The organism is Paenibacillus aurantiacus (assembly GCF_042431225.1).
Lineage (GTDB): Bacteria > Bacillota > Bacilli > Paenibacillales > Paenibacillaceae > Paenibacillus_Z > Paenibacillus_Z aurantiacus.
This window is the reverse complement of the sequence record NZ_JBHMDO010000041.1, coordinates 82377-108932: the sequence shown is the minus strand read 5'-3', so window position 1 is coordinate 108932 and position 26556 is coordinate 82377. Positions and strand designations below refer to the sequence as shown.

At 59.0% G+C, this 26556-nt stretch carries 22 protein-coding genes; 9 read left to right on the top strand and 13 right to left on the bottom strand.

The window, feature by feature from the left end; all coding sequences use genetic code 11:
* Positions 1-75: 75 nt before the first annotated feature.
* A complete protein-coding gene (locus ACFFSY_RS25520) occupies positions 76-1854 on the bottom strand; it encodes an ABC transporter ATP-binding protein (protein WP_377499458.1) in 1779 nt (592 codons plus the stop codon).
* A complete protein-coding gene (locus ACFFSY_RS25515; protein WP_377499456.1) occupies positions 1851-3617 on the bottom strand; it encodes an ABC transporter ATP-binding protein in 1767 nt (588 codons plus the stop codon). The genes ACFFSY_RS25520 and ACFFSY_RS25515 overlap by 4 nt, the downstream gene beginning before the upstream one ends.
* A gap of 357 nt (positions 3618-3974) precedes the next feature.
* Between ACFFSY_RS25515 and ACFFSY_RS25510 the strand changes: the two genes are divergently transcribed.
* The 3 genes from ACFFSY_RS25510 to ACFFSY_RS25500 all read left to right on the top strand — a co-directional run bounded on the left by ACFFSY_RS25510 (position 3975) and on the right by ACFFSY_RS25500 (position 8745).
* On the top strand, positions 3975-5216 hold the full coding sequence (locus ACFFSY_RS25510) for a serpin family protein (RefSeq protein ID WP_377499454.1): 1242 nt from the start codon (positions 3975-3977) through the stop codon (positions 5214-5216).
* Positions 5217-5410: 194 nt separating this feature from the next.
* The gene (locus tag ACFFSY_RS25505; RefSeq protein WP_377499452.1) at positions 5411-6403 is read left to right on the top strand and encodes a YihY/virulence factor BrkB family protein; all 993 of its coding nucleotides are present in this window, start codon (positions 5411-5413) and stop codon (positions 6401-6403) included.
* A gap of 236 nt (positions 6404-6639) precedes the next feature.
* Positions 6640-8745 carry a serine hydrolase domain-containing protein gene (locus ACFFSY_RS25500; RefSeq protein ID WP_377499450.1) on the top strand — a complete coding sequence of 702 codons (2106 nt, stop codon included), beginning with the start codon at positions 6640-6642 and terminating at the stop codon, positions 8743-8745.
* A 77-nt stretch (positions 8746-8822) separates the two neighbouring features.
* Here the strand turns inward: ACFFSY_RS25500 and ACFFSY_RS25495 are convergent, their stop codons facing one another.
* From ACFFSY_RS25495 to ACFFSY_RS25480, 4 genes are read right to left on the bottom strand one after another with little or no spacing between them, the layout of a single operon-like run.
* Positions 8823-10085 (bottom strand): hypothetical protein, encoded by a 1263-nt coding sequence (locus tag ACFFSY_RS25495; protein ID WP_377499448.1) that lies wholly within the window; start codon positions 10083-10085, stop codon positions 8823-8825.
* 56 nt (positions 10086-10141) lie between these two features.
* Positions 10142-10483 (bottom strand): hypothetical protein, encoded by a 342-nt coding sequence (locus tag ACFFSY_RS25490; RefSeq protein ID WP_377499446.1) that lies wholly within the window; start codon positions 10481-10483, stop codon positions 10142-10144.
* Between the two features lie 43 nt (positions 10484-10526).
* The gene (locus tag ACFFSY_RS25485; RefSeq protein ID WP_377499444.1) at positions 10527-10856 is read right to left on the bottom strand and encodes a low molecular weight protein tyrosine phosphatase family protein; all 330 of its coding nucleotides are present in this window, start codon (positions 10854-10856) and stop codon (positions 10527-10529) included.
* A gap of 3 nt (positions 10857-10859) precedes the next feature.
* Entirely contained in the window at positions 10860-11324 is a 465-nt protein-coding gene (locus ACFFSY_RS25480; protein WP_377499442.1) for a hypothetical protein, read from the bottom strand.
* Between the two features lie 169 nt (positions 11325-11493).
* Between ACFFSY_RS25480 and ACFFSY_RS25475 the strand changes: the two genes are divergently transcribed.
* Together ACFFSY_RS25475 and ACFFSY_RS25470 are read left to right on the top strand one after the other, a co-directional pair.
* The gene (locus ACFFSY_RS25475; protein ID WP_377499440.1) at positions 11494-12168 is read left to right on the top strand and encodes a general stress protein; all 675 of its coding nucleotides are present in this window, start codon (positions 11494-11496) and stop codon (positions 12166-12168) included.
* Between the two features lie 388 nt (positions 12169-12556).
* The gene (locus tag ACFFSY_RS25470) at positions 12557-13486 is read left to right on the top strand and encodes a YsnF/AvaK domain-containing protein (RefSeq protein WP_377499438.1); all 930 of its coding nucleotides are present in this window, start codon (positions 12557-12559) and stop codon (positions 13484-13486) included.
* A 198-nt stretch (positions 13487-13684) separates the two neighbouring features.
* On the opposite strand, the gene ACFFSY_RS25465 is transcribed toward ACFFSY_RS25470, so the two are convergent.
* The 7 genes from ACFFSY_RS25465 to ACFFSY_RS25435 all read right to left on the bottom strand — a co-directional run bounded on the left by ACFFSY_RS25465 (position 13685) and on the right by ACFFSY_RS25435 (position 21417).
* Positions 13685-14446: an ABC transporter permease gene (locus ACFFSY_RS25465; protein ID WP_377499436.1), complete on the bottom strand. Its 762-nt coding sequence runs from the start codon at positions 14444-14446 to the stop codon at positions 13685-13687.
* Positions 14443-15417, bottom strand: a complete 975-nt coding sequence (locus tag ACFFSY_RS25460; RefSeq protein WP_377499434.1) for an ABC transporter ATP-binding protein — start codon at positions 15415-15417, stop codon at positions 14443-14445. Before ACFFSY_RS25460 ends, ACFFSY_RS25465 begins: the two co-directional genes overlap by 4 nt.
* Positions 15418-15658: 241 nt before the next feature.
* Complete coding sequence (locus ACFFSY_RS25455; protein ID WP_377499432.1) at positions 15659-17935, bottom strand: arylsulfatase; 2277 nt, start codon at positions 17933-17935, stop codon at positions 15659-15661.
* A gap of 42 nt (positions 17936-17977) precedes the next feature.
* A complete protein-coding gene (locus tag ACFFSY_RS25450; RefSeq protein ID WP_377499430.1) occupies positions 17978-18760 on the bottom strand; it encodes an ABC transporter permease in 783 nt (260 codons plus the stop codon).
* A gap of 16 nt (positions 18761-18776) precedes the next feature.
* The gene (locus ACFFSY_RS25445) at positions 18777-19565 is read right to left on the bottom strand and encodes an ABC transporter ATP-binding protein (protein WP_377499428.1); all 789 of its coding nucleotides are present in this window, start codon (positions 19563-19565) and stop codon (positions 18777-18779) included.
* Between the two features lie 222 nt (positions 19566-19787).
* On the bottom strand, positions 19788-20858 hold the full coding sequence (locus ACFFSY_RS25440; protein ID WP_377499426.1) for an ABC transporter substrate-binding protein: 1071 nt from the start codon (positions 20856-20858) through the stop codon (positions 19788-19790).
* Positions 20859-20883: 25 nt separating this feature from the next.
* A complete protein-coding gene (locus ACFFSY_RS25435; RefSeq protein ID WP_377499424.1) occupies positions 20884-21417 on the bottom strand; it encodes a MarR family winged helix-turn-helix transcriptional regulator in 534 nt (177 codons plus the stop codon).
* Between the two features lie 434 nt (positions 21418-21851).
* Between ACFFSY_RS25435 and ACFFSY_RS25430 the strand changes: the two genes are divergently transcribed.
* The 4 genes from ACFFSY_RS25430 to ACFFSY_RS25415 all read left to right on the top strand — a co-directional run bounded on the left by ACFFSY_RS25430 (position 21852) and on the right by ACFFSY_RS25415 (position 26504).
* A complete protein-coding gene (locus tag ACFFSY_RS25430; protein ID WP_377499422.1) occupies positions 21852-22382 on the top strand; it encodes a TetR/AcrR family transcriptional regulator in 531 nt (176 codons plus the stop codon).
* 118 nt (positions 22383-22500) lie between these two features.
* Positions 22501-23457, top strand: coding sequence for an SDR family NAD(P)-dependent oxidoreductase (locus ACFFSY_RS25425; protein ID WP_377499515.1), 957 nt, complete (start codon positions 22501-22503; stop codon positions 23455-23457).
* A gap of 61 nt (positions 23458-23518) precedes the next feature.
* On the top strand, positions 23519-24949 hold the full coding sequence (locus ACFFSY_RS25420) for a DHA2 family efflux MFS transporter permease subunit (RefSeq protein WP_377499420.1): 1431 nt from the start codon (positions 23519-23521) through the stop codon (positions 24947-24949).
* Between the two features lie 79 nt (positions 24950-25028).
* Positions 25029-26504, top strand: a complete 1476-nt coding sequence (locus ACFFSY_RS25415; RefSeq protein ID WP_377499419.1) for a multicopper oxidase family protein — start codon at positions 25029-25031, stop codon at positions 26502-26504.
* The last annotated feature ends 52 nt before the right edge of the window (positions 26505-26556 follow it).

Genomic DNA, 26556 nt, shown 5'->3' with positions numbered 1-26556 from the left:
CAATTGTTACCCGCGGATACACAAAAACGGGAATCTCGCGGCATCCCCCGCAAGATTCCCGTATACTCGCATGCGCTACCCTTCGTCGCCATGCCATAGCTGCCGGAACGATTCGCTGCCGGCGAGCAGCTCCTCCGCCGTTCCTTGGGCCTCGATCCGGCCGTCCTTCATGACGATGATCTGGTCGGCCTGAGCGAGCGCTGCCTTCCGATGCGACACGACAAGGCAAGTCGCCCCGCCCCGTGCTTCGAATAGTCGCTCCCACAGCTTGCGTTCGGTATCGACGTCGAGCGCGCTCGATAGATCATCGAACACGTACATCTCCGCGTCGCGGACGAGCATCCGCGCCGCCGCCGTCCGCTGCGCCTGCCCGCCGGAGAGCTTGACGCCGCGCGGTCCGATGACCGTCTCGAGCCCGAGCTGCAGATGCTCGATATCGTGCTCCATAACCGCCGCATGGATGGCGCGCGCCAAATTGCCGTCCGTCTCCCTCAGCCCGAGCAAAATGTTGTTGCGCAGCGTGTCGCTGTACAGCCGCGGGATTTGGGCCGTGTAGGCGCTGCGCGGCGGAATAAAGAACTCGCCGGGGTCCGCGATCTCTCGGCCGTTCCAGCGGACCGCCCCTTCGGACGCCGGCAGCAAGCCGAGCAGCGCGCGTACAAGCGTCGTCTTGCCGGAGCCGATCATGCCGGTTACGACGGTGAAGGAGCCTCGCTCCAGCGTAAAGCTGATGTCTGCGATTCCCCTGCCCGTATCCGGATAGCGGTAACCAAGCCCCTGCACCTCGAGGCGTTCGAGCTCCTTATCGTAATCCGCCGACGCGGCATGCCCCTCCCCGTAAGGGTCGAACTTGCCTTCTCGCCGCGAGAGGTGCAGCGGATGCGAAGCCGTCAGGACGCCGGGCTTCGCGCCCTGCAGCAGCGCCGTCAACCGCTCCAGCGCAACGCCCATCTGCTTGAAGTAGGTAAGGAACTTGCCGAAATTCGTGATAAACTGCGTCACGAACGTCAAGTAGTAGACGAAGAGCGAGAAGTCGCCGACCGAGAAGTCCCCGCCGCGCATCTTCTGCCCTGCCAGCAGCAGGATCAGACCGGTGCCCAGGTTGACGGAATTCGAGAACACCGAATCGAGCAGCTCGCTCATCAGCTTGTCTTTCACCATCGTCCGGCGCCGTTCTTCGCCCAGCTGGCGGAACCGGTTCACGACGCGCCTCTCCGCGCCGGCCACCTGGATGGACTGCACGTTCGCGAACATCTCGCTGATCGCGCCCGTCACGTTCGAGGTCGCTTCCCGGCTGGCCGCCCGGTACTTCTGAATGCGCTGCGTCGACAGCTGAGCCGCCGTCACGACCAGCACGAGCGGCAGGAATACGTACAGCGTCAGCTCGGCATCGATGCCAATCAGGATGACGGCCGACACGGCCGCGAAGGTTGTCATCCCGAAGGCGTCGACCGACCAGCTCGCTGCCTCCTCCGTCTGGTCGATATCATCGCGGAAATAGCTGATCGCCTCGCCCGGCGACACCGGGATCGCTCTTGCGCCCGGCTGCTTCTGCACGTGCGATAGCATATTGCGGCGCAGCAGCATGCCGATGCGGAAGCGGAAATGAACGTCCGTAATAAAGCCGATGAAGATCAGCATAACCCTTGCGAGCGCCGCGCCGATCAAGAGCGCGATGATGCCCCAAATCCCGATGCCGAGCGCCGAATCGCCGGTCAGGTTATCGAAGAACTCCTTCGTGACCAGCCCAGGCGCGATCGGAGCCAAATAGATCAGCGTCCACGCCAGCGCATTGACGAAATACCGGATCGGCCTGTACATGATCAGCCGCCACAGAAACGTAAACGTACTCATACGAGCACCTCCTCCATCCCCGTCTTCAGCATCCGGCTGAATCTCGAATCCGGATCGGCCGCAAGCTCCGTCCGCCTGCCGAACTCGAGCACCTCGCCGTCCTCCAGCACGAGAATGCGGTCCGCGCGCTGCACGGTCGCCAGCCGGTGCGCGATGATGATGCACGTCCGCTGCTCCAGCAGCAGCTGCGTCGCGCGCTCGATGCGCTGCTCGGTAAGCGGGTCGAGCCTTGATGATGCTTCGTCCATAATGACGAGTCCGGGATCGCACAGGAAGACGCGCGCGAATGCGAGCAGTTGCGCTTCCCCGGCGGACAAGCCTCCCCCGCCCGAAGCGAGCATCGTATCCAGCCCCTGCGGCAGCGTTCGGTACCAATTGGCAAGGCCCAGCTCTTCGAGAACGGCGACGATGCGCTCGTCGGAGATCGTATCGTCGTAGAAGGTCAAGTTATCCCGCACCGTCGCCTGCATAATCTCGATGCTCTGCGTGACCATGGCCGCGCGCGCGCGCAGCTCGTCTACCTTCGCCTGTCGGATGTCCGCGCCGCCGAGCCGGATCTCTCCTTGCTGCGGATCGTAGAATCGGAGCAGCATGCGCGCCATCGTCGACTTGCCGCTTCCGGTGCGTCCCAACAGCCCGAGCACCTCGCCCGGGGCAAGCTTCAAGCTGACGCCCTTGAGCGTCGGCGGCCCTTCTGCTCCTTCATAGCTGAACACGACGTCCTTGAATTCGACCGCGAGCGGCCCGTCCGGGAAGGTGACGCCCGGTCCGTCCGAGATCTCCGATTTCATTTCGAACAATTCGTTGATGCGCACGATGCTGGCGTCCGCCTTCTGTAAGTCCTCCAGCTGCGTGCGGATTTTCTCGATCGGCTTGGCCAGCAGCTCCGTGTAATAGAAGATGAGGTACACCGTACCGAGCGTAATGTCGCCTTTGTACCATAGATAGGCGCTCACTCCGAACGCCATCGCGTTGCCGAGCGCGAAGATGACGATCGTCGACGTCCACATCATGGCGAAGCCGAGGAATGCCTTGACCCGCAGCGGGAGCATCCGCGCAAGCAGGCCGAAGAACCGGCCCATGACGAAGCCGCCCGCCCCGTTGGCGCGGACGTCCTCGGTCCCCTCCAGCTGCTCGCCGATAAAGCCGTAGAACTCCGCGTTCGCCTGCCGCCAGCCGCTCCATACCGGCACGGCGAACTTGCGGATCCATTGAATGATGTAAATCGCGAATACGGCGAACAGCGTCATGCCTGTGCCGATGATCCAATTCTCCCGGAACAGCAGCGCGATGATGCCGAAGATCAGCAGCACGTTGCCCGCCAGGTGGATGATCATGCTCGAGAAGAAGTTCGCCAGCGCGTTCACGTCGCCGTCGACCCGCTCGATGATCGCGCCCGACGTATGCGACTTATGAAAATTCATGTCCAGCGACAGGCAATGTTCCGCCAAATCGCCCCGCAGCGTATTCGTCGTCCGCCAAGCCACGTTCTCGCTCATATACGTCGCCACGACGCTGACGGCCTGCTGCACGACCGAGAACGCGATGAAGAGGATGGCCGCGTAATAAAGCGGTTCCATCGCGCCTTCTCCTTGCGCCTCGTCGATGAAGAAACGGATAATCTGCGGATTGACCAGCTGCAGTCCGATCGAAGCGAACAGCAGCGCCGTCAATCCGGCCAGCGCTCCCCGCTGCGGGAGCAAATAACGGCGCATCAGAGCCGCGTAATGCCGGATCGATACGTTCGATTTCCCTTGACTCATGGCGCCTCCTTGACCGAAATCGTAATGATACCGTTTAGTATGGTACGATTTAGAATATCTTTACAGTTTACAACATTGCCGAGCGCATCGGTATTGCTGCATGTAACAATTTCAGGAGTAATGTTCGGCCCTCATCCGACGCGCGATCGGCCCAGCCGGACCCCGCACAAGAACTAACGTTCCCATTCTAACAACGAAATCCTTTTTCTTCAATAGGACTATCGTTCCCGCCATCCTCCGCGCAGGCCGGCTTTCCCCGCCTTTGTCAGCGAAATCGCAGCCGGGCTTGCGTGTGCAACCTTTCCGTCGCGCCGCTCGTCATATTCCATTAAACGACATTACTGGGAGGGCGATAAAATGATCAAGATGCTCATGAGGGGCGTCGCGCTTGTTACCGCGTCCTCGGTTCTCGCCCTCAACGCCGGCTGCGGCTCGGCCCCCGAGCGCCCGAGCTTCGCGGTCTCGGATACGAACCGCGCGCAGATCGCGTCCGCGAATGCCTTGTCCATGGAACTCGGGCGACGGCTGCTGCCCGGAACCGCCGAGAACCGGTTCTTCTCCCCGCTCAGCATATCGATGGCCATGGGCCTTGTCCTGAACGGCGCAGGCGGGGATACCCGTTCGGAGATGCTGGAAGCGCTGCAAGCCAAGGGGTTGTCCGTGAACGAGCTGAACGCCGGCACCCGCGCGCTGACGGATATCCTCGAGCACCAAGATCCCGATGTGGCGGCGCAGATCGCGAACGCGGCATGGGTGCAGCGGGGCATTCAGTTGAAAGAGGCGTACGCCGCCGATTTGGAGACCTATTATAAGGCCGAGGTACAGGATCTCGACTTTCTGGATCCGGATGCCCCCGCGACCGTCAATAAGTGGGTGGATAAGCACACGAGAGGGATGATTCCTCGTCTAATCGACAGTTTCCGGCCTGACACCGTGTCGACGCTCGTCAACGCGATTTATTTCAAAGGAGCATGGAGCGAACCGTTCGAAGAGGACCAGACGCAAGCGCGTCCTTTCCGCCTTCCGGACGGGAAGACGGCGAGCGTCCCGATGATGGAGCGTAAAGGGTCGTACGCCTATAAGAAGGAACAGGCGTACGAGGTATTGCAGCTGCCGTATGGCGAGGGCGAATGGCGCATGACGATCGTGCTGCCCGGCGAGCCGGGCGGGCTCGACGCCTTGCTGCCGCAGCTGATGAGCAATCCCGAGTCGTGGCGTGCCGGACTGGCATCGGCGAGAGGAGTCGTTCGTCTGCCCCGCTTCACCATCGAGTCGAAGCTGGGCTTGGAGGAGACGCTGCGGCAGCTCGGGATGAAGACCGCCTTCGATCCGGAGAAAGCGGATTTCTCCGGTATGGCCGAGGAAGGCGCGCTGTTCTACTTGAGCGAAGTGATTCACCAAGCCCGAATCGTAGTGGATGAGTCTGGTACCGAAGCAGCGGCGGCGACCGCCGCTATGGTTGCCGGCAGCGCCGAACCGGCGAAGCCGTTCGAATTCACGGCAGATCGCCCGTTCTTCTTCGCGATCGAAGAGGGAGAGACGGGCGCGATCGTATTCCTCGGCGCCGTTCGGAATCCGGCCGCTTCCGACGGGAACTAGCGCGGCCTGGGGCCAAGCTGCAACTGCTAAGGCGGTCTTATCGCCGGATTCCCCGTTTCCGTCTGGCCCTCGACTGCTGTTCATCCCGCCGTTCGACTCATCCCCCGCATCCTCCTCTTGGCCCGTCTCGACGGGGTTTGTCTCCGCGAACCGCGGGGTAATGAGGACTACCGATCGAGAGGAGGCTTGGACTTATGGCAGGCACGATTCACCAGACGAGCGGCGGTCAGGGCCGCAAGCCCGCGAGTCCGGCTAACGGGCCGGATACACATCGCAATGACGCTCCCGCCCAACCGGAAGATACGAAGAGCCGCAGCTGGCAGTTCGCGCAGAGCCTTTACTGCCGCTTTCAGGACGACGAGGTGCCGGCGATGGGCGCGCAGCTGACGTATTATTTGATTTTGTCGTTCTTCCCTTTCCTCATCTTCATCATCGCCGTCTTAAGCTTCGCCGACTTGACGGTGCGCGACGTCATTGACGGCATCCGGCTCGTGCTGCCGGAGACGTCGACCACGACGATCTCGGAAGCGTTCGAGGAAATCCAGCAGTCCCGAAGCGGCTCGCTGCTGTCCTTCGGTCTGCTCGTTACGCTGTGGTCGGCATCTAACGGCGTGAGCGCCGTGATTAAGGCGCTGAACAAAGCTTACGACGTCGAGGAGAAGCGGCCGTTCTGGAAAGTGAAAGGCATCTCGCTGCTCTTCACCGTCGTGCTGGCGCTCGTCATCGTATCCAGCATGGTCATGCTGATCTTTGGTCGCGTCATCGGCGACCATCTGTACAAGTGGACGCAGCTGCCCGGCAGCTTCGACGTGATCTGGAGTATCGCCCAATTCGCGCTGCCGATCGCGATCATGGCCGTCGTCTTCGCGCTCATGTACATGTTCGTCCCGAACCTGCGCCTGACATTCAAGGAGGTGCTGCCCGGGGCGATCTTCACCACGGTCGGCTGGATCGTCACATCGCTGGCGTTCTCCTTCTATGTCAATAATTTCGGCAGCTACTCCAAGACCTATGGCAGTATCGGCGGCATCATCGTGCTGCTGACCTGGCTCTACCTGTCGAGCATCGTGATCGTCATCGGCGGAGAGATCAACGCCGTGCTCCATTTCGACAAGAACGGCAAACAGAAGCCCGCATGCAAGTCGTTCGCGATTCATTTGCCCTTCCTGAAGAAAAAGAAAGCATGATAGCCGGTATTTCGAACAGTCTGCTTGAATAGGGCTGCACCCTCGTCACTTCGGTGGCGCTGGCGCAGCCCTATTCGCGCTTTGCGCGACGAATCCGGACCTCGCTGATGAGCCTGCGGTCCAGCCCACGCCTCCGCCTGGAGGTCCCCGCATTATCATTCCGGGGGCGGTGTTCCTCCCTCCTTCGATCAACTACCATGTAATGGAAGAGTGCAACGTTATATGAGGGAGTGAACATGATGAAAAAGAAGATACGCAATCGTACCCGAACGACCCAGATCGCCGTGGCGTCACTGCTGGCTGCCGCCCTGCTCGCCGCGCCGGTAGCCGGACAACCGGCAGCAGCGCATGCCGCGCATGCCGCTGTTCCGGCCCCCGCATCGGCAGCCCCTTCCATTATTCCGCTTGCTGCTGCAGCCGAGGCGACGGCCACAACCGCGCAAGCGCCTGCCGTCGACGCGAAATCCGTCCGGGCGTTCGCGGACGAATTCTTCGCACGCAAGGATGTGTTGGACATCCTCTCCGGCGCGATCGTCGTCGTCGTCAAAGACGACCAGGTGCTGCTGAACGCGGGCTACGGTTACGCCGACGTAGCCGCCAAGAAGCCGATCGACCCGAACGAGACGCTATTCCGCGCCGCCTCCATCTCGAAGGCCGTCACCTCGACCGGTCTCATGCAGCTCGTCGAGCAGGGCAAGGTCGATCTGCATGGCGACATTACCCAGTACCTGCCTGGCGTCAACATCGTGAACAAGACCGGCGTTCCCGTAACGATCGAGCACCTGCTGACGCACACGACCGGCTTCGAGTTTACCGATTCGGGCTCCGATACGAATCCGAATGCGCAGCAGCTCTCGCTGGAAGAATCCGTGAAGCGCAATGCGCCGACCGTCGTCCGCAAGCCCGGCGAAGCCTACCGTTACGACAATCTCGCGTTCAATATCCAAGGCCTCATTATTCAGAACGTCACCGGACAACCGTTCGAGCAATATATGCAGGAGCATGTTTTCGCCCCGCTTCAGATGAAGAACGCAACCTATCTGCTCGACGCGGCTTCCGCGAAGAAACTGGCGACCGGGTACGACGCGCAGGGCAAGCCGCTGGACGCTTACCAGCTGTCTCCCGCAATCTCCCCGGACGGCAGCATGCTAATCACCGGCAGCGACCTGGCGAACTTCATGATCGCCCACTTGAATGACGGCGCGTTCGGCGGCAAGCAGGTGTTGAAGCCCGAGACGGTCAAGTCCATGCTGGAGACGCATTATGAAGCCGCCCCGGGCATCCCGATCATGGGCTACGGCTTCGAGTCTTTCTTCCATCACATGCAGAACGGCCAATACGTCATGGGCAAAGGCGGCGACCTGCCAGGCTATCACTCCTGGATGTGGCTTATGCCCGAGCAGAACGTCGGCGCTCTGATTCTGTCCACGTCCGACGCGTCCTCGGAGCTGCGGACGATGTACTTCGACGCCTTCATGGACCGCTTCTATCCGAAGAAAGCCGGTAATCAGCCAGCCGCTCCCGTCTTCACCAAGCAGCAGTTGACCAAATTCGAAGGGCTCTACAGCAGCCTGCGCGTCCCCCTTCTGGCGACCAAAGTCACCGCGGGCGACGGCGTGCTGCTCGTGGATGACGCGCTCGGCACGCATACGCTGAAGCCTACCGGTCCGCTGACGTTCGAGGACGAAGCCGGCCAGATCGCCGCCTTCAAGCAAGACGACAAAGGCAATATTACGTATATCTATTACACGTCCCCGGACAGCCTTTCGCAAAAGCTGCCGACGAAGCCAGCCTATTCCGACGTACCGGACGACAGTCCGTATGCCGCAGATATTAACTTGCTTCGCACGCTGAATGCGTTCGACGACGACGAAGCCGCCGCCTTCGAGCCGGAGCGCGCAATCACCCGCGCCGAATTCGTCGCCATCACAGCCCGTGTCGCCGGAGTCATGCCTTCCAAGAGCCCGGCGGCGTTCCCGGACATACGCAATCACCCGCTCGCCACGCTCGTGCAGACGGTATATGAGCTTGGGGTACTGACCGGCGTGCCGGGCCAGAACTTCGAGCCCGACCGCGCCATCACCCGCGAGGAAGCCGCCGTCGTCGCGCACCGTCTCGCAACCGGACTTCTCGGCGCGACGCCGGCGTCCGCGAAGCTGGCGACCGCTCCGTCCAAATGGGCGGATGAAGCGGTGCAGTTCGTCGTGGCCTCCGGCTGGCACGGCCCCGAGGTGACGAAGTCCGCGAGCGGCGCGGCCGAATACCGTCCCGGCGCCGCGATGACGAAGCAAGAAGCCGCGGTACTCTACGGCGCGTTACTGCGCAACATCCTTAGCCATTAAGAGCCGGCTGCGAACGTTGCACGACACAAAGGCTGCCGGGGGAAGATCCCCTGGCAGCCTTATTCGTTCCCGGCGCATCACAGCGCTTTGATCGAATTAATCTTCCACAGCCCGTTCACGGTCGTCATCGCGAACTGCAGACGCTGTTCCTTGCCGTCCGCCGCGTCGGTCGTGACGACGATGGTCTTCGTTCCGTTCTTCGCGGATGCGGTCTTGAACGCGAGATCGATTCCGCCGTAATCCATCATGCCGAGATACACGTAATCCCGAATTTTGAACTTCAAGACGGCGTCGGAAGCGACCAATTGCTTGCGCTCCGCCAGCAGAATTTCGTCCCAGTAACAGTCTTCGATAAACGTTCGGATGACGTCTTCTGCCTTCGCCGGGTAGCGGAATCTCCCGTTGACGCCGCTAAATTCGATCTTATGCTTCTCCGTTCCCGCTCCGTCGAACCGCTTGTACAGCAGTATCACATGCCCTTGGAAGTCTCCATGCGCATATTCCGAGACGTTGTCCATCACCCCGTCGTTGTCTACATCCTTCAAATAGCGGTAACCCATGCCCGTCGCATGTGGAAAGTTCGACTGAATGAGCACCGGGCAACCGGCATCCCAGCGATACAAGTTAAAACCCACTCCGCCCACCGGACCTAACATTTCGGCTACGATATACAGCTTTCCCGTGCGGTCCATCGGCGCGAACTCGATATCGCCCAATTCGTGTGCGACGCCGACCTCGTCCTTTAACCGTCCGGCATTGACGAACGTCGCTCCGCTGCGCTGCACGACATGCAGACTGACGCCATCCCCATAATCGTCCGGCTCATCTCGCACGATATATTCGATCTTCCGGTCGCCGTCCAGATCGCCCTGCGCCACGATATCCAACTGCTCTAGTTTGCGGATACCCGCCAAATACGCGTCGAACGCCCGGTCGAAATAATTCGCTTTGCCGTTCACCAGCACCCGCGTCACCAGCTTCAGCTTCCGATCCGTCTTCGCCTGCACGGTGACGGCTTGCGCGTCGTCGACCATTTCGAAAGGCCAATACCCGTTAGCGCCGGCCAGCTCGGAGACCAAAACATCAAAGTCGCGTTCCTTCTGATCCGACAGCTTGTACGGCAGCTGCACGGTAAACTTCGGATACGTGCGATTCTGCAGCAGCTCCACGCCCTTGAGCGTCACGCCGAAATCGGCGAACACCTTGCGGATGGGATGCTTCCATGACTTCAAATCCACCGCCGTCACGTCGCTTGCCGCGGCCGCAGGCGTCAGACCGCTCTCGCCCGCAGTCCCAAGCGCCAGCAATACCGCGAGTGCCATTCCCCATAATCGATTCATCCTCGCGCCTCTCCCATCCCGGTCATCCTATCCGTCAGCTTATTTAAGCCTGACTATCAAGACAAATCGAACGTCGTCCATCCCTCCCGATCCAGCGCGTCGACCGTCGCCTGAAAGTAGCGCTCTCCTAGCTCCGAAGGGTGCCGCTTCCATTTCTCGCGCCATGTGCGTTTGTAGGGAAACGTGAACCGGATTTTGGGATCGGAGAAAAATTCGATGTACGGCGGTTCGCTCTGAATATCCCGCCAAGCGATGCAGCGGCTCTCCGACTGGCCGCTGTGATTCATCCAATTGCGGCGACAAGTCTCGAAATCGATTGTCCGCTCCCGTCCATCGTCGTCGATGTATAACAACCCTTCCCGCTCGATGCCTTGTATCCGGTCATGATGGTACTCCATCGCGCAAGCTCCCTTTCGTTCGTGAGTTAGTCCAGCAGCCTATCTACTCTGGCAAGTCTATGAACTCCGACATCCGGTTCTTCAACAGCTCGACCAGCTCCTCGTCCATATACCGGTAATCGTCAGGAATATCCAACATCCGCACCGTCTTCCCATCCAGTAACGGACCGAACTTCTCTTTGAGCCGGCGCACGTGCTTCTTCTCCATGGCGAAAATCTCATCCGCCCAGCCGATATGCCCTTCCGTCACTTTGACGCGGGCGCCTTCCTCCGTTCCAGCCGACCGGACGTCGTATCCGTCCTGACCGCGAAACACGTGCTCGGCGGTTAAGCTGCGCCATTTGTTGCGGCTGCAAATAAATAATAATTTCATGGGCTATCTTCTCTCCTCGAATCGCTTGATCTTGCTCGCGAAAGTAGGATGATCATACCGAGGCGGCAACCCATTCTCAGCCAAAACGCGTTCGAGCGTCTCCAGCCGGACTAACAGCTCCTTCGAGAATTTCAGCATCGCGTCGCGCTCAAACTCGAAGATCAGCCCTTCCGTGTCCCACAGCACCCGTTCTTCCTCATGGCGCACGTTCACCTCGTAGCCTCCACAGCCGAAAATGCCGCACGTGCAATTGAATATCGGGAACGTGCCGTCACACACTAGCGATTCATAGAACACGTCCGCTTCAAAAACGTTATCATCGTGCAATTGATCCCCGTCGATATAAATGTCGAGTCTCGCCGTCACGACCGGGACCTTGACGCGCTTGTATTTGGATATGCTTCGGTACACTCGGGTAACCTCGCAGTTCAATTCAACCGCTATTTGATTCGGTTCGCGTCTTCCCATAATCCCCATGTTCCACCTGCCTTTTACAGCCTCCCACAATATTCTCATATTAGCAGACGCATACCCGAGGGCGCTACAGAGCCCTTCCCTTCGTTTCGTTATCCGCAGCTGCTTGTCGGGTAATACTTCTGAAGACCGACCCGTTCGAGAAACCAAGGAGGAATGACCGATGAGCAGAACCGTATATGGCGTGTACGACACAACCGCCGATGTACTGCAAGCAATTCAGGCGCTACGGCAAAAAGGCTACGACAGCTACGAAATCAGCGTCGTCGCGCAGGCTGAAGAGCCCTGGGATCTCGCCTCCCTGTACCGAAAGGCTGATATTCAGACGGTGGAAGAGGACCAGGAGCACCGCACCTTCCTCGAGACAGTGAAGCGCTGGTTCGCCGGCGAAGAGCATGACCTGTTCCGCGAGCGGCTCGTCGCGCTTGGCGTAGGCGAAGGCGATATTGACGATTATTTGTCAGACTTGCACGCAGGCAGGCTGCTCGTTCTCGTCGACAGCGCCCGCGTGAACGGTCAGCCGCCGCAATACCGCCCCGAAACCGTCCATGCCAGCAGACAGGAAGCGGCGGCCGCAGGCGATGATTCGCCTCCTCATCCGTACCTGGATGGCGGCAGGCTCGATGCCGCCGCGCTGGCGGCGCTGTCGGAAGGAGCGCTCTATGACGATCGCATCTCCGCCGCGTCCCACGAAGTGCGCGAAGAAGATACGTCCGTCCATGCGCCGATGAGCAACGATCTGTTCACGGCCGACCCGCTCATGGACCCGGCTCCCGCGCACGCGCCTGGCTCCCGATCCGCCTGGACGCCATCGGAGCGAACAGACGGCCGCGGTTAACGCGAGAGATCGGCTTCGCCGGCCTTTCGCTTGGACGGACGTGCGGCTTCGCGGACTTCTTACAGACGGAATACAGCTTCGGCGGCTTCTTGCAGAAATACGGCTTTGATGGCTTCTTGCAGACGGACATACGACTTCGATCGGCTTTGCGGAGATACGACTTCGACCGGCTTCTTGCGGACGGCTTCTCGTAGACGGACGGAGGGCTTCGACGGCTTTTCATACGGACGGCTTTGCCAGCACAACCATCGCTTTTTCCAGCTATCTTGCGATCTGCGGGGCCCTGCAGCTTTCTTCTCTAGTTTCGCCGCTCTCGTTTATCGTTCATACCCGCCGGGTATATACGGTTTGTATCACGGAGCGATGGAACCTAAAGGAGGAATGGACAATGTCGAAAGCCGTTTATGGCGTTTTCAACTCGTCGTCGGAAGTGCTGGGCGCGATCCGGGCACTCCAAGCCAGAGGGTATACAAGTTCGGACATCACAGTCGTGGCGGACAAAGAGGAATCGTGGGATCTCACCGATCTCTATCGCAAAGCGGACGTGCAAACGTTATCGGATGAAGACCGGGACAACTCCTTCCTGGATAAAGTGAAACGCTTCTTTACGGGGGATGATCACGAGGGACTGCGGGGCCGGTTGTATACGCTGGGCCTGACGGACCAAGACACCGATACGTACATCGCCGATCTGAAAGATGGCAAATATCTCGTGCTGACGGACGATGCCAAGGGTTTCCTGGACAAGCGTCCGGCAGATCAGACGAGCCTCGGTCTAGCCGAGACGGCGGTCACGGCAGAAGATACGAGCCGTAATACGCTGACGAACGATCTATTCACGCCGGACCCGGTTACCAAGGACTGGTCCACGCCTTATCCGGCGGATGCAACCGCGCTATCGGCCGAGGAGCTGGAGGCGGACCGCGAGCGGACGCTGAAGCTGCGCGAGGAGCGTCTGCAGGTCGACAAGGAAGCGGTGCAGGCCGGCGAAGTCGTCGTGCACAAAGACGTCGTCGAAGAGCAGCGGACCATCAACGTGCCCGTCGAGCATGAGGAAGTGTACGTCGAGCGTCGCGCAGTAGCGGACGGCCGCACGGATGCCGCGCCGATCGGCGAGGACGAGACGATTCGCATCCCGCTCACCGAGGAGCGTGTCGAGGTCACGAAGAAGCCGGTCGTCACCGAAGAGATCGTCATTGGCAAACGCACCGTGCAGGGGACGGAGCAAGTCCAAGATACGGTCCGCAAAGAGAAGGTCGATCTGGACCAAAACGGCAATCCGGTCGTGCGGGAAACCGAGTCGTCGTCCAGACGTTAATCAGAAATACGCGAAACGGGCTTATCCCTGAGGGGGACAAGCCCGTTTCGCGCGTGTATGGCCAGCGGCCGCGGAGCGCTAGATGATGAGCAATCGCCAACGGAGATATCCCATTGGCTGCACAGTCTAACCGGCAAGGGCGCCGACATCCGCTTCCGCGCTCCCCTCCAATAGGGCCCGCTGCCCCGCCGCGAATGCTTACCCCTGCCTCCCCGCTCTCCTCACCATTCCTTCCGCCGTAAACCACAGTCCCGCGGTGACCGTCCCGAGCATAATTGCGGTAATCGCCGCGGATGCGGACAGCACGAACATGATGAGAATCTGATAGCGTACCGCCTCGATCGGCTCGGCCCCGGCCACGATCATGCCCGTCATCATGCCCGGCAGCTGCACGAGACCGACCGTCTTCATACCGTCGAAGGTCGGAATCATGCTTGAGCGCACCGCACGCCCGGCCGAGTGCCGGAGCGCCTGCCGGGTCGTCGCGCCGAGCGACAGCAGCGCCTCGATCTCGCCCCGGGCCGCCTCCAGCTCCCGGGTCATCGCACTAAGGAACAGGCCTGCTACGATCATCGAGCTGCCGATAATGATGCCGCTAACCGGTATTATGTATTGCGGCGTCGCCTCGATAATCCGAAGCGACAGCAGCAGCCCCATCGTCAGCGCCTCCGTCACGAGCAGCGTGGCCGCGATCCGCAGCCGGATGCCGGGAATTCGGTCCGCCCGCTTGCCCGCGTTGAACGCGGCGACGGTGATCATCCCGGCAATGATGAGGACGATCAGCGCCGGATTGCGCGTATCGAACACGAAGTGAAGCACATAGCCGATGAGGAACAGCTGCACCGCCGCCCGCACCGTGCCGACGGCGATCTCCTTCTCTAGCCCCAGCTTCCGCCTGATGGACAGCAGCATCGTCACCAGCACGAAGACGAGCGTCGCCGCCAGCGCCCAATTGCTCATGCGCGCCCGCCTCCTTCCGTGCCGGTGCCAGCCCCCGCCGCGGTGCCCGGCTTCTGCTCAGTTCCCGTCGCGGTGTCCGGCTTCTGCCCGGCGGACGGCGTCGGTACGGCGGCTTTCGATTCCAGCTCGGTTGCGGTCGGCAGCTCGGCATCCGGCTTTGATCCGGTCACCGGTTCCGCCCTGCCATTCGTCGATTCCGTCCTCCCATTCGTCGATTCCGTCCTCACAGCCGCCGCTTCCGCGGTATCCGGCCGAACGAAACGCCTCCCCTGCTCCGTCGCCGGCTCCCGGAAGAACATGTCCGACTCCGCCACCTCGAGCAGCCGCCCTTCCGCCATGAACCAGACCGTGCGGCAATGCCGCGCAGCCTGCTCGAGGTCGTGGGTCACCCAGAGGCAAGCAGCGCCTTCCTGCGCCGACCAAGTATCCAGCAGCGCCTCGACGGCGTCCTTGCTGCCCGGGTCCAGCGAAGCCGTCACCTCGTCGAGCAGCAGAAGCCGGGGCTTCAGCAGCAAGGCGCGTACGAGGGCGGTCCGCTGCTTCTCGCCGCCGGACAGCTCCGAAGCGGCGCGCTGCCAACCAATGCCCGTAAGCCCCACCGCCTCCATAAGAAGGCGCGCGAGCGTCTCGTCGAACGGCGTGCCATGCAAGCTGCTAGCCGCGCGCAAATTATCTTCCACCGATCCCGGCAGCATGACGGGCTGCTGGGCGACATAGCACACTTGACGCCGCCATTCCCTTGGCTCGACGTACGCCCTAGCTTCCTTGCCATCCAGCATTAACTTGCCGCCATCGGCCGCTTCCAGCAGGGCGAGAATGCGCAGCAGCGTGCTCTTCCCCTGCCCCGACCCGCCGAGCAGCGCGATCCGGTCGCCGGCCGCGAGCTCTGCCGTCATCTCCGAGAACAACGTCGCATCCGGTTGATCCGGCCGCTGCTTCCTTAATCCTTCCATCGCTAGTAACGCGGTCAATCCCGTCTACCTCCCCTAATGCCCCGCGAACGATCTGCGATCCCAGGCATTCCTTACCAGTTCTCCTTATTATAACGGAAGCTGGACAAATGATCCCGGCGCTATTTCTCGGAGAGTCGCAGTCGTCAATCATCAAGCGTCAGCCACGCCAAAAAAAGCGCCTCGCGTCATCAAGCCGATGACCGCGAAGCGCTCTCTTCATTAAAGCTATCCGTATCCGCCAAGACATGTCGTCCGCGCGTTATTCCGTCGCCAGTTCCACCGCCAGCTGCGATTCCAGGCTGTTCGAATAGCCGCCGAGCGTGAAAACAACTTGCTTCAACTCGCCGCTGAACCGGAAAGGCGACGCATAAGTCTCGCTGACCGGTGTCGGATCGTTCTCCCCGACATGGAACTGATCCTTGGAGAAACCAAGCAAGCCGACATGCCCGATCTTGCCTTCGCCGATGCGCGAGCCGTTCGCATAGAGCGTCCCCACGCCTTCGTTGTCGCTCGTGCGGGCGAAGCGGAACGCCAGCGTCAGCTCGCCAACCGGAAGCTCGGTCTCCGATGTAATCGTATATTGCACGCCCCAGGCGTAGTTGTAGTGGAACGTCAGCCGGTTGTGCTGCACGAACAGCGCGTAGCCGCCGAACCGCCCGCCTTGCGCGACGAGGACGCCCTCGTCGTCAACCGTCGTCCGGTTCACGAACGCCCGAATCTCGAACGGCTTGTTGCGAATATCCGGCTGCTTCGCGAACGGCAGGCCGAACGAGGAAGGATAAAATACCCGCTCGGTAACCGCATGCTTCGGCGCGCCGCCCTTCGCCTTCTCCACGCCGCGCACTTTGGCGACGACCGACCGACCGTCGAGCGGCAGCACGCCATAGCGGCCGGCCTCCGCCCACCACAGCTCGATCAGCTCCCGCAGCTTCTCCGGATGCGTCTGCGCCAGGTCGTTCGACTCGGTGAAGTCCTCGTCGACGTGATACAGCTCCCATACGTCGTCGCTGAACGGCGTGTCCGGTCTGTGGGCCGCGACCGCCTTCCAGCCTTTGTGCCAAATCGCGCGGTTGCCGACCATCTCGAAGTGCTGCGTCTCCTTGCGCGTCGGCTCATCGCCGCTCGCCAGCGTATAGGCGAGCGACGTGCCGTGCACCGGCTGCTGCTGGACGCCTTTGTAGACCTCGGGAGCCTGAACGCCCGCGAGTTCCAGCACGGTCGGCACGATGTCGGTCACGTACGAATATTGCGTACGGACCGCGCCGCCGTCCTGAATGCCCGCCGGGTAGTGAATGATGAGCGGGTCCTTCACGCCGCCGGCGTGCACGAACGATTTGTACCACTTGAGCGGCGTATTGCCGGCTTGCGCCCAGCCGATCGCGTAATGGTTGTTCGCCGTGTCCGAGCCGATCTCGTCGATGCGCTGCAGCTTCTCGTCCAGCGTCTCCTTCACGCCGAAGCTCTCCGCCCACGTATGGATCGTGCCTTCCTGGCCGCCCATCGCGCACGCGCCGTTGTCCGACAGCAGGGCGATCAGCGTGTTGTCCAGCTGCCCGATCTCGCGCAGGAAATCGACGATCCGCCCGATATGGTAATCCGTATGCTCGAGGAACCCGGCGAACGCCTCCTGCTGGCGGGCGTACAGCTTCTTCTCCGCTTCGGGGAGCGTTGCCCACTCGCGCACGTTCGGGTTGCGCGGCGGCAGCACCGCGTCCTGCGGGATGAGCCCGATCGCCTTCTGGCGGGCGAACCACTCCTCGCGAGTCACATCCCAGCCTTTATCGTACTTGCCTTTGTAGCGGTCGATATAGTCTTGCGGTGCGTGATGCGGCGCATGGGTCGCGCCGTAGGCGACGTACGCGAAGAACGGCTTATCCGGCGCGGCGCTCTTCTGATCGCGGATGTATTCGATCGCCTTGTCGGTCAAGTCCTCGGTTAAGTGGTAGCCTTCGGCGACCGTCTTGGGCTGCTTCACCCGGCGATTGTCTTCGACGAGATCCGGATTCCACTGGTTCGTCGCGCCTTCGAGGAAGCCGTAATACCGCTCGAAGCCGCGGCCGAGCGGCCAGTTGTCGAACGGACCCGCAGCCGAATGTTCGGCTGCCGGGACGAGGTGCCATTTGCCGACCGCGAATGTATTGTACCCGTTCTCCACGAGCATTTCGCTCAGCAGCGCCGTCTCCTTGCTCACCTTGCCGCGCGTGTTCGGATATCCGTTGTCGAAGCCGGAGACGAACGCAACGCCGGCCGCATGCGGATTGCGCCCCGTCAAGAGCGCCGCCCGCGTTGGCGAGCAGATCGCCGTCGTGTGGAAATTGTTATAGCGCAGGCCGCCTTCGGCGAGCGCGTCGATGTTCGGCGTCGCGATATCCGAGCCGTAGCAGCCCAGCTGCGAGAAGCCGAGATCGTCGAGCAGAATGACGACGACGTTCGGCGCGCCATCCTTGGCTTGTGCCGGCTGCGGCCAGCTCGGCACCGAATCTTCCACCGTCTTGCCGATCGTGCCGGCGAACGTCTCTTTGCTCCAACTTGTCATAGATATGCCTCCCTTAGGAAAATGGTTTTGCCTCGTCGCCCCTTACGCTTTGCGCGTCAGCGAGCCCGTGAACACGATGCCGTAACGGTAAAGCAGCTTCCGCCCGATGAAGCCAAGCAGCCGGTCGGTCGCGAAGCCCATCAGGCCGAGCGCGATGACGCCGACGAAAATCCAATCTGTCTTGAAGTACAGCCGCGCGTTCCAGATGAGGAAGCCGACGCCTTCGTTCGCCGCCATCATCTCCGCGCCGAGAATCGCCATGTATGACGTACTCATCGCCAGCCGGACGCCGGTGAAGATGTACGGGATCGTCGCCGGCACGATAACGTGGCGCATAATTTGCCACTCCGACGCGCCCATGCTGCGGGCGGAACGGATTTTATCCTCCTCGACCGCAAGCACCCCGGTCATCGTGTTGATGATGACGGTGAAGATCGTGCCGTACATGACGAGGATGATTTTGGACTGCTCGCCGATGCCGAACCAGAGCATGAACAACGTTACGAACGCCAGCGCCGGGATAAAGCGGACGAAGTTCAGAATCGGCTCGGCAAGCGCCCGCACGAAGCGGATGCGCCCCATGGCCAGCCCGACCGGAATCGCGATCAGGCTGCCAATCAACCAACCCGTGAACACGCGGTAGAAGCTGTACAGAATGTAAGTGAACAGCGAGCCGTCCTTGGAGAGCTCGATCGCGCCTTTCAGCGTCAGATACGGGCCGGGCAGGAAGTCCGGCTCCGACGCCCACGCGGCCAACTGCCAGATGACCAGAGCAGCCAGCCAAGGCAGCACGCCGTATTGCAAAATTCGTTTTCCTCTGCTCATCGCCTATGCCAGCTCCTTATTCGTCGAAATGGGCTTCGATCGTGCCAAGCAAGTCGAGCACGCTCGGGTCGGATAGATCTCGCGGGTACGCGAGCGGAATGTCGTACAGGTCCGTAATGCGCGAGGAAGGCCCGATCGACATGATGCCGATTCGCTGGCCGAGCAGGATCGCCTCTTGGATGTCGTGCGTGACGAAAATGACCGTCTTCTTCGTCTCCCGCCAAATGCGGATGAGCTCCTTCTGCATCGTCCGCCGCGTCATCGCGTCGAGCGCGCCGAACGGTTCGTCCATGAGCAGAATCGCCGGATCGTTCGCGAGCACCCGGGCCAGCTGCACCCGCTGCTTCATGCCGCCGGAGAGCTCCTTCGGGAACTTGTTCTCGTGGCCGGCGAGTCCGACGAGCGCGATGTAGCGGTCCGATATGGCGCGGCGCTCGGCCTTGGGCACCTTCTTCATCCGGAGGCCGAACTCGACGTTCTCCCGCACGGTCAGCCACGGGAACAGCGACGCGTCCGCCTGCTGGAACACCATCGCCCGCTCCCGGCCGGGCCGCTCGATCTCCTGCTCGCCGAGCGCGATCTTGCCTTCGGTCTTGCCGATGAAGCCGGCGATCATGTTCAGCAGCGTCGATTTGCCGCAGCCGCTCGGGCCGAGCAGGATGAAGAACTCGCCGCCTTTGATCGTCAGGTTGACGTCCTTGATAATGTAGTGCGGCTCGCGGCTTGCGGCTCCCGCGCCGGCGCCGAACGATTTGCGCAAATTCTCGATCCGGATCGCGTGGGCGCCGGCTGGTTGGGTCGTCATAGTGGGCCTCCTTGGGCTATAGGAGGTGAACTTCATGGGGACAAAGATTGCTGCGCAAGAGTGATGGTCTTACGATCGCTGTTGTTCACGGATAACTTGGATGGAATCATACAAAGGTAGTTATCCGTTCACAAGGGCGAACACTGACGTTTCTCCAGATTCATCTCTCTCGCTCCGCGCGCTTTGTACCGCTCATCCGTTCAAGTCCTATAGCCCGTCTTTTTATTTATAAGTTACAAGATCCGGGAACGCCTGCCGGAGCGGCTCGAGCGCCAGCTTCTCCTTGAGGTCGTAATCGACTTTCAGAATGCCTTTGTCCTTGATGTACTGCTTCATCTCGGTTAGGTGGTCGAAGTCCGCTTGCGAGAAGCCGATCGTGTACGTCAGCTGCTCGAGATCCTTCAGCACGCCCTCCTTCGGCAGCTTCACCTCGTCGAACGCCAGCTGGGCCGTCTCTTCCTTATGGTCCTTGATATAGGCGATGGCATCGTTCACCGCCCGCAGGATGTTCGCGACTGCCTCCGGATGCTCCTCGACGAATTTCGTCTGCACGACGAAGTAGGACGAGATGCTCGCGTTGGCGTCGGACAGATCGCCGATCTTGTGCGCGCCTTCGAGGCCGAGGAACTTGTCGATGAAAATGCTCGCCGCAATGACCGCGTCGATCTGCCCCTTCTGCATGCCGACGAGCCCTTCGTCCGGCGTGCTGTACGGGACGTATTTCACCTTGCTCTCGTCAATGCCGGCGGCTTCGAGATATTTGGACCATATGTACTCGTACACCGTGCCCTTCGCAACGCCGAGACGCTTGCCCTCCAGATCCTTCGCGCTCTGAATATCGTCGCCCTTGGCGATGACGATCGAGGCGGAGGCGGATTCCTCCGTCTCGCGGCTAAGCGTGCTGACGATCTTGAAGTCGCCCTTGGACAGCGAATTCAGCAGCGCGTAGTCCGCCGCCGAGCCGGTGTCGGCCCGCTCGACGAGCATCGCGTTGATCGTGTCGATGCCGTAAGCGAAGTTGGACACCTCCGCGTCGATGCCGTATTTCTCGAAATAGCCCTGCGCCTGCGCCGTCCGGAACTGCAGCGAGCCCGTCGCGACCGTGTCGAGCGCAAGACGTACCTTGACCGGTTCGCTCGATGCGCCCGCGCCTCCGCTTGCCGCCTCGCTGTCCGCCTTCCCACTGTCCGCTGCATTCCCGCAGCCTGCGACCAGCCCCGTCGCCAGCGCCAGCAGCAGCACCCCCGCCGCGCGGAATCCGAATCGTTTGCGTCTGTCGCTTGCTCTTCTCATCTTCTCATGTCCCCTGTCTCTCAATTTATGGCGCGATCCGTTTGCCGACGCTCTCGGCAGTCTCGTCGTGCCGCGGCCGCTCTTGTCTGTCCAGCAGCTCGGTCAGCCCATGCAGGCTATCGAAGAACGGCCGCATGTTGTCCACGATTCGTCCGCAATATGCCAGCAAGTTGCGCAGCTCCGCTTCTTCGAAGCCGTCGAACAAGCTATAGCGATCATGGTCCTCCTGCTCATGCAGCCACTTCATGAACGCCCGTCCTTTATCCGTGATGTGCAGCAGCACCGTACGGCGGTCGTCTTCGGGACGCGTCCGGTAAATGTAGCCGCCCTGCACGAGGCGATTGCACAGCTGCGTCGTCGCCCCCGACGAGAAATCCGTCTCCGCGGACAATTCCCCCGCCTTCTGCGGGCCATCCCGCAGCAGCTTCCCGAGCACGACGATCATCGGCAGCGTCACCTCGCCGTGGATCAGCACTTTGTCCCGCTCGGCCACGAATTTGCGAATCATCTTGCGAAAGGCGTCATCCAGCTCGTGCAGCAGCATGTTTCGTTCTGTCATCGTTCCTCCTCCGGCTTATGCAAACAAAAAAGCTCCCGACCGCATCAAAGTGGCGCGCCGCGTCCCTCGCATGGCGATGCGTCGGGGCGGAACTCTTCGATCAGTCAGAAGCCATTGGTTATCCAGTAGGCCTATTCTCTTTTTGGAAAGATATTTTGTATGAAGATAAATTATCACAATAATTCCAACCTGTAAAGTAGGTATTTAAACTTTCCTTGTATCCGATACTTGCGAATACCTTGGAGGCTCTGAAGTAGGACCCGCTGCCGGTGGCCGACTCGGCGCTCGTTCTTCCGCAAACCGCGGATTGACCGCTGATCTTAGCCCGGGTAGCTACCATAACGAACTCATAATTTGCATGGACGTCGTAAATAAGCTATACTTGACCGGTCATTGTAATTGATTAGTCAATAACTATAGGGAGTGTTGGGTTTATGGCAAAGGATGAAAAAAGCAGCGTAAATCGAAAAGCCGAAATCATCTCGGCAGCGATTGAGGTATTTGCGGAAACGGGGTATTACCGTGCTACTACGGCACAGGTTGCAGAACGGGCGAAAATTTCTCAACCCTATGTGTTTCGTTTTTTCGCCACGAAGGAAGCGCTATTACTCAGCGCACTGGAGATTTCTTGGGAAAGGATCCAACAATCCTTTCGACTGGTCGTGGAAAGCGCAGCAACCCCTGAGCAACTGGAGAGCGATCTGATCGAGGCATATAAGGAAATCCTAGTCTCCCACATGAATGAGACCTATTTGCAAATGCAAGCGCAGACGATGCGTGAGGAGTCTATCCGGGAAGTGATGCGCGACGGTTTTCGAGAAGTGCGTCAAATCGTGTTGAGTGCTTTTCGTGAGAAAGGGCTACAGAATCCAGAAGATCGGACCTTTATGTTTCTTGCCAGGGGGATGTTATGCAATATTTCGTGGGCGCTTGATATGCCGGAGCTCATCGAACGGGAATCTTAATATGGCGAAAGCCATAATTTGAAAATTAGTTATTGACCAATCACTAACACGATGTTATAGTTTGTTTATCGGTAAGTGATTGATCAATTACTTTTTTTTGAATGGGAGTTGGAGAATGATGAAAAAAGCAATTGTTATTGGGGCAACAGGTGGCACAGGCGCGGTTATTGTATCTGAACTTGTTCAACGGGGAGTTCCGACGATTGCCTTCGGACGGTCTCGCCGCAAGCTAGAGGAACTTGCCAACCAGTTAGGCAACCCTCCTCACCTGATGTTTGCAATCGGGGATGCATTCCGGACGGATGATATTGCGGCCGCAGCAAAAGATGCGGATGTACTATTCCATTGCGCGAACGTCCCTTACAACGAGATGGCGAGCAAGTTGATTCCTCTCGGCGAATCTATAATGGAAGCGGCCGACCGACTGAGTTTGAAGGTCGTTGTCATTGATGGAATTTACCCCTATGGACGAAGACAAATGGAACTTGTGACTGAGGACCATCCTAAGCAGCCTCATACGAAAAAGGGTAAAGTACGGCTTGCCTTTGAGCAGATGATCTTTAGCAGCAGATGGAGTAAGGCACGCCCAATGATTGTACGCCTTCCGGATTATTATGGACCAACCGCCAATCAAGCCTCATATTTAGGTGGAACGCTCGAAGCCATTGCAGCTGGGAAAATGGCCTTTTTCGTAGGAAATATGAAAACGCCGCGCGAATATGTGTATCTGCCTGACGCGGCAATGATGATTGTGGAGCTTGCGGGACGCGAGCAGGCTTATGGGCAGAACTGGAATATTCCTGGTTCGGACATTATCTCTGGCCGTGAGATTGTCCGTATTGCTCAACAGGCAAGCGGCACGAATAAGCCCGTTATTGCCCTTGGAAAGGTTGGATTGTCGCTGCTGGGATTATTCGTTCCCGTCATGAAAGAGGTTGTGGAAATGCTGTACTTAACCGAAGAACCGCTCCGCTTAAGCGGGGAGAAGTATCGGCGCCATATCGGGGCTATTCCAGCAACCAGACCCGAGGTTGGTATTGCGGCAACCATTCGGGAATTGCAGAAAAAGAAGTGATATTTTAATGCAAAGTAATTGATTGATCACTCAAACTCGATGAATAAGGAGATCGGTTGTTATGACAGTAATGGCTCAATCGTTAAAGGCAATACCCGGAGCAATGCCCTATCGATGGTGGGCACTGATTGCACTCGCATTGGCGCAATTCTTGGTTGTGCTAGACGCTTCCATCGTCAATATCGCGCTTCCGGCGATAGGCTCCGAACTCCGCTTGGGAACCAATATGTTGGGCTGGGTTATTACGGCTTATGTGCTGCCGTTTGGTGGACTGCTTCTACTAGGCGGCAGGCTGTCCGACCGGTTTGGGCATCGGAGATTGTTCATTGCCGGCGTTGCCGGCTTCTCCGTCGCTTCGGCGGCCGCGGGAGTGTCTATATCTGGGGAGTGGTTGTTAGCGGCCAGAGCGGTTCAAGGCACCTCCGCCGCCCTTCTGGCACCGGCCGCACTCGCTCTCCTAACCAAGCTGTTCGCAGATCCGCAGGACCGGGCGAAAGCACTCGGCATCTGGGGGGCGGTCGCAGGTATCGGTAGCGCGGCGGGCGTTTTATTAGGCGGTGTTCTTACCTCCTCCTTAGGTTGGGCATCCGTGTTTTTTGTGAACGTTCCCGTCGGTGTTCTGATCATCGCGACAGTACCTTTCTTAATCTCTAAAGATGCCCCTAGCGAACGCACTGGTTTGGATATGACGGGAGCAGCGGCGGTGACCGCGGGCATAACCGCGCTGGTCGCCGCTCTCTCCGGAACGGAACGCGTCGGTTGGGCATCGCCTCAGACGTTGATATTAGCGAGCGGCGCTGTTAGTTTGCTATCTTCGTTCATCTTCTTGGAAAAACGGGTTGCAAACCCTCTCATGCCGCTGTCCATCTTCCGCAATCGATGGGTGACTGGCGGCAATCTGGCGATGTTCCTCATAGGCGGTGCGACTACGGCATTATTCTTTGCACTCTCGGTTTATATGCAACAGGTACTGCACTATGACGCAATGAAAGCGGGGCTTACTCAGCTTCCAATGGCAGGTGCTTTGGTTGCAATTGCCGGCGTTGTCCCTTCCATAGTTAAGGCATTCGGAACACGCCGCCCGCTGGCTGCGTCTCTAGTTTTGCTGGCCGCCGGCCTCATATGGCTTTCTTTCGCGCCAAGCAATGCTGTATTCGCTATTCACTTACTTGGTCCTAGCATGCTGATTGGCATCGGACTGGGCGGCGCATTCGTTTCTGGAACGGAGGCTGCGGTACACGGAGTTGCCGATGACGAAGCAGGGCTTGCAAGCGGCTTAGTGAATACGAGCCAACAAATCGGCGGGGCAATTGGCATCGCGGTTTTAACAGCTTTATCCTCAGCCAGGACAGAAAGCCTGCTTGAGCAAGGTGTTTCGCAACCGCAAGCGTTAACGAGTGGCTTTGCTTGGATATTCCTAGGTGCTGCCGCATTGGCGATCCTGGGAGCAAGCGTTGTTCTTACCGTAATTCCGAACCTAAAGAAGCAGTAATATGTGCAATAATGCTTTATCACCTAATCAACCAGAATGTTATGTAATGGATTGATCAATAAATTTAAGGAGTCGGAATATGCGACGATGGACATGGAAAGGTAAAACCGGAATCGCCAGTCTGGCAGTGGTCGTTCTGTTGGGTAGCGTTGTTCTTACGTATTTTTGGCAAATGCGAATGCAAAAACCGTTTGAAGTCAACATGGCTGCTATGCAGCATATGAGCGGCATGAACGGGCATGAACATGGAACCATGCATAATGCAACTACCATCGGCCTGCAGCCTACCCAGTCATGCGAAGCGATGACCGAGAAAGCTGGTAATGAGCCTGTACGTGAATATGAGCTTACAGCCGCACAGCACGAAAAGAAATTAGACAATGGGCAAACCGAGCAGGTATGGGCATTCAATGGAATTACGCCCGGGCCCGAAATTCGGGTGACGGAGGGAGAAAGAGTACGTATCGTGCTGAAGAATACAGACATAAAGGAAGGTGTCACGATCCACTGGCATGGGATCATCCTTCCCTGTTCGCAGGATGGCGTGGCCGGCGTAACGCAAGAAGCGGTAAAGCCCGGTGAGCAGTTTACGTATGAATTTATCGCCGACCATCCGGGTACCTACTGGTATCATTCCCATCAAGCCAGCTCGGTCCAGGTCGAAAAGGGCTTGCTCGGAAAGCTCATAATCGAGCCTCTGAAGAAACGCTTGGAGTACAAACAAGAGGAGGCCCTTCTTATCCAGCAATTGAACGGAACATGGCTCATGAACGGTTCAACCAAAAGCCTGAATATCCAGGCGGGTCCCGGAAAAGCGGTTCGACTACGAATGATTAATGCAGCGAATGAGACGGAAACGATAAGCGTGAACGGAGCAGCTTACCGTATTATCGCAATGGATGGCCATGACCTTCATGAGCCTGGGTTGCTGGAAAATGTTCAATTCCAAATAGCGGCGGGGCAACGCTACGATCTGCTGTTACGGATGCCACAAGAAGGCAAGGCGATCGTCGAAACCGATTCAGGTTTGAGAGCAGTACTGGGAGCAGGGAGCGATCCTAAGCCCCGTTCCGATTACTCGCTGTTTGACTGGACGAATTATGGAGCACCGGACCCGCTTGCCCCTGTCGGGAACTTGATCATCGATAAGAGCTATACACTCGAGCTTGGTCAAAAGTTGTTCGTCAAATCGATTAACGGCAAGAGCTTTCATGAAATCCCCCCGATCGTTGTAAAAGAAGGCCAGCGTGTGAAGCTCACGATTATCAACAATGGTGGAGGCGATCATCCTTTTCATCTGCATGGGCATGTTTTTCAGGTATTAAGCCGAAATGGCCACCCGCTGACCGGCAGCTCAGTTATTCTAGATACGCTGGCAACGCAAGAAGGCGAATCCTATGAGGTCTATGTGATGGCGGATAACCCCGGCTTGTGGATGATGCATTGTCATAATCTGAGGCATTCCTCCATGGGGATGAGCATGATGCTCAATTATGAGGGTATCTCAACGCCATACCGGGTTGGGACCAAATCAGGGAATTTACCGGATTTATAAGCAGTGTAACCGGTAAAGTATTCGACAGTGATTGGGCAATGGTTTGCGAAGT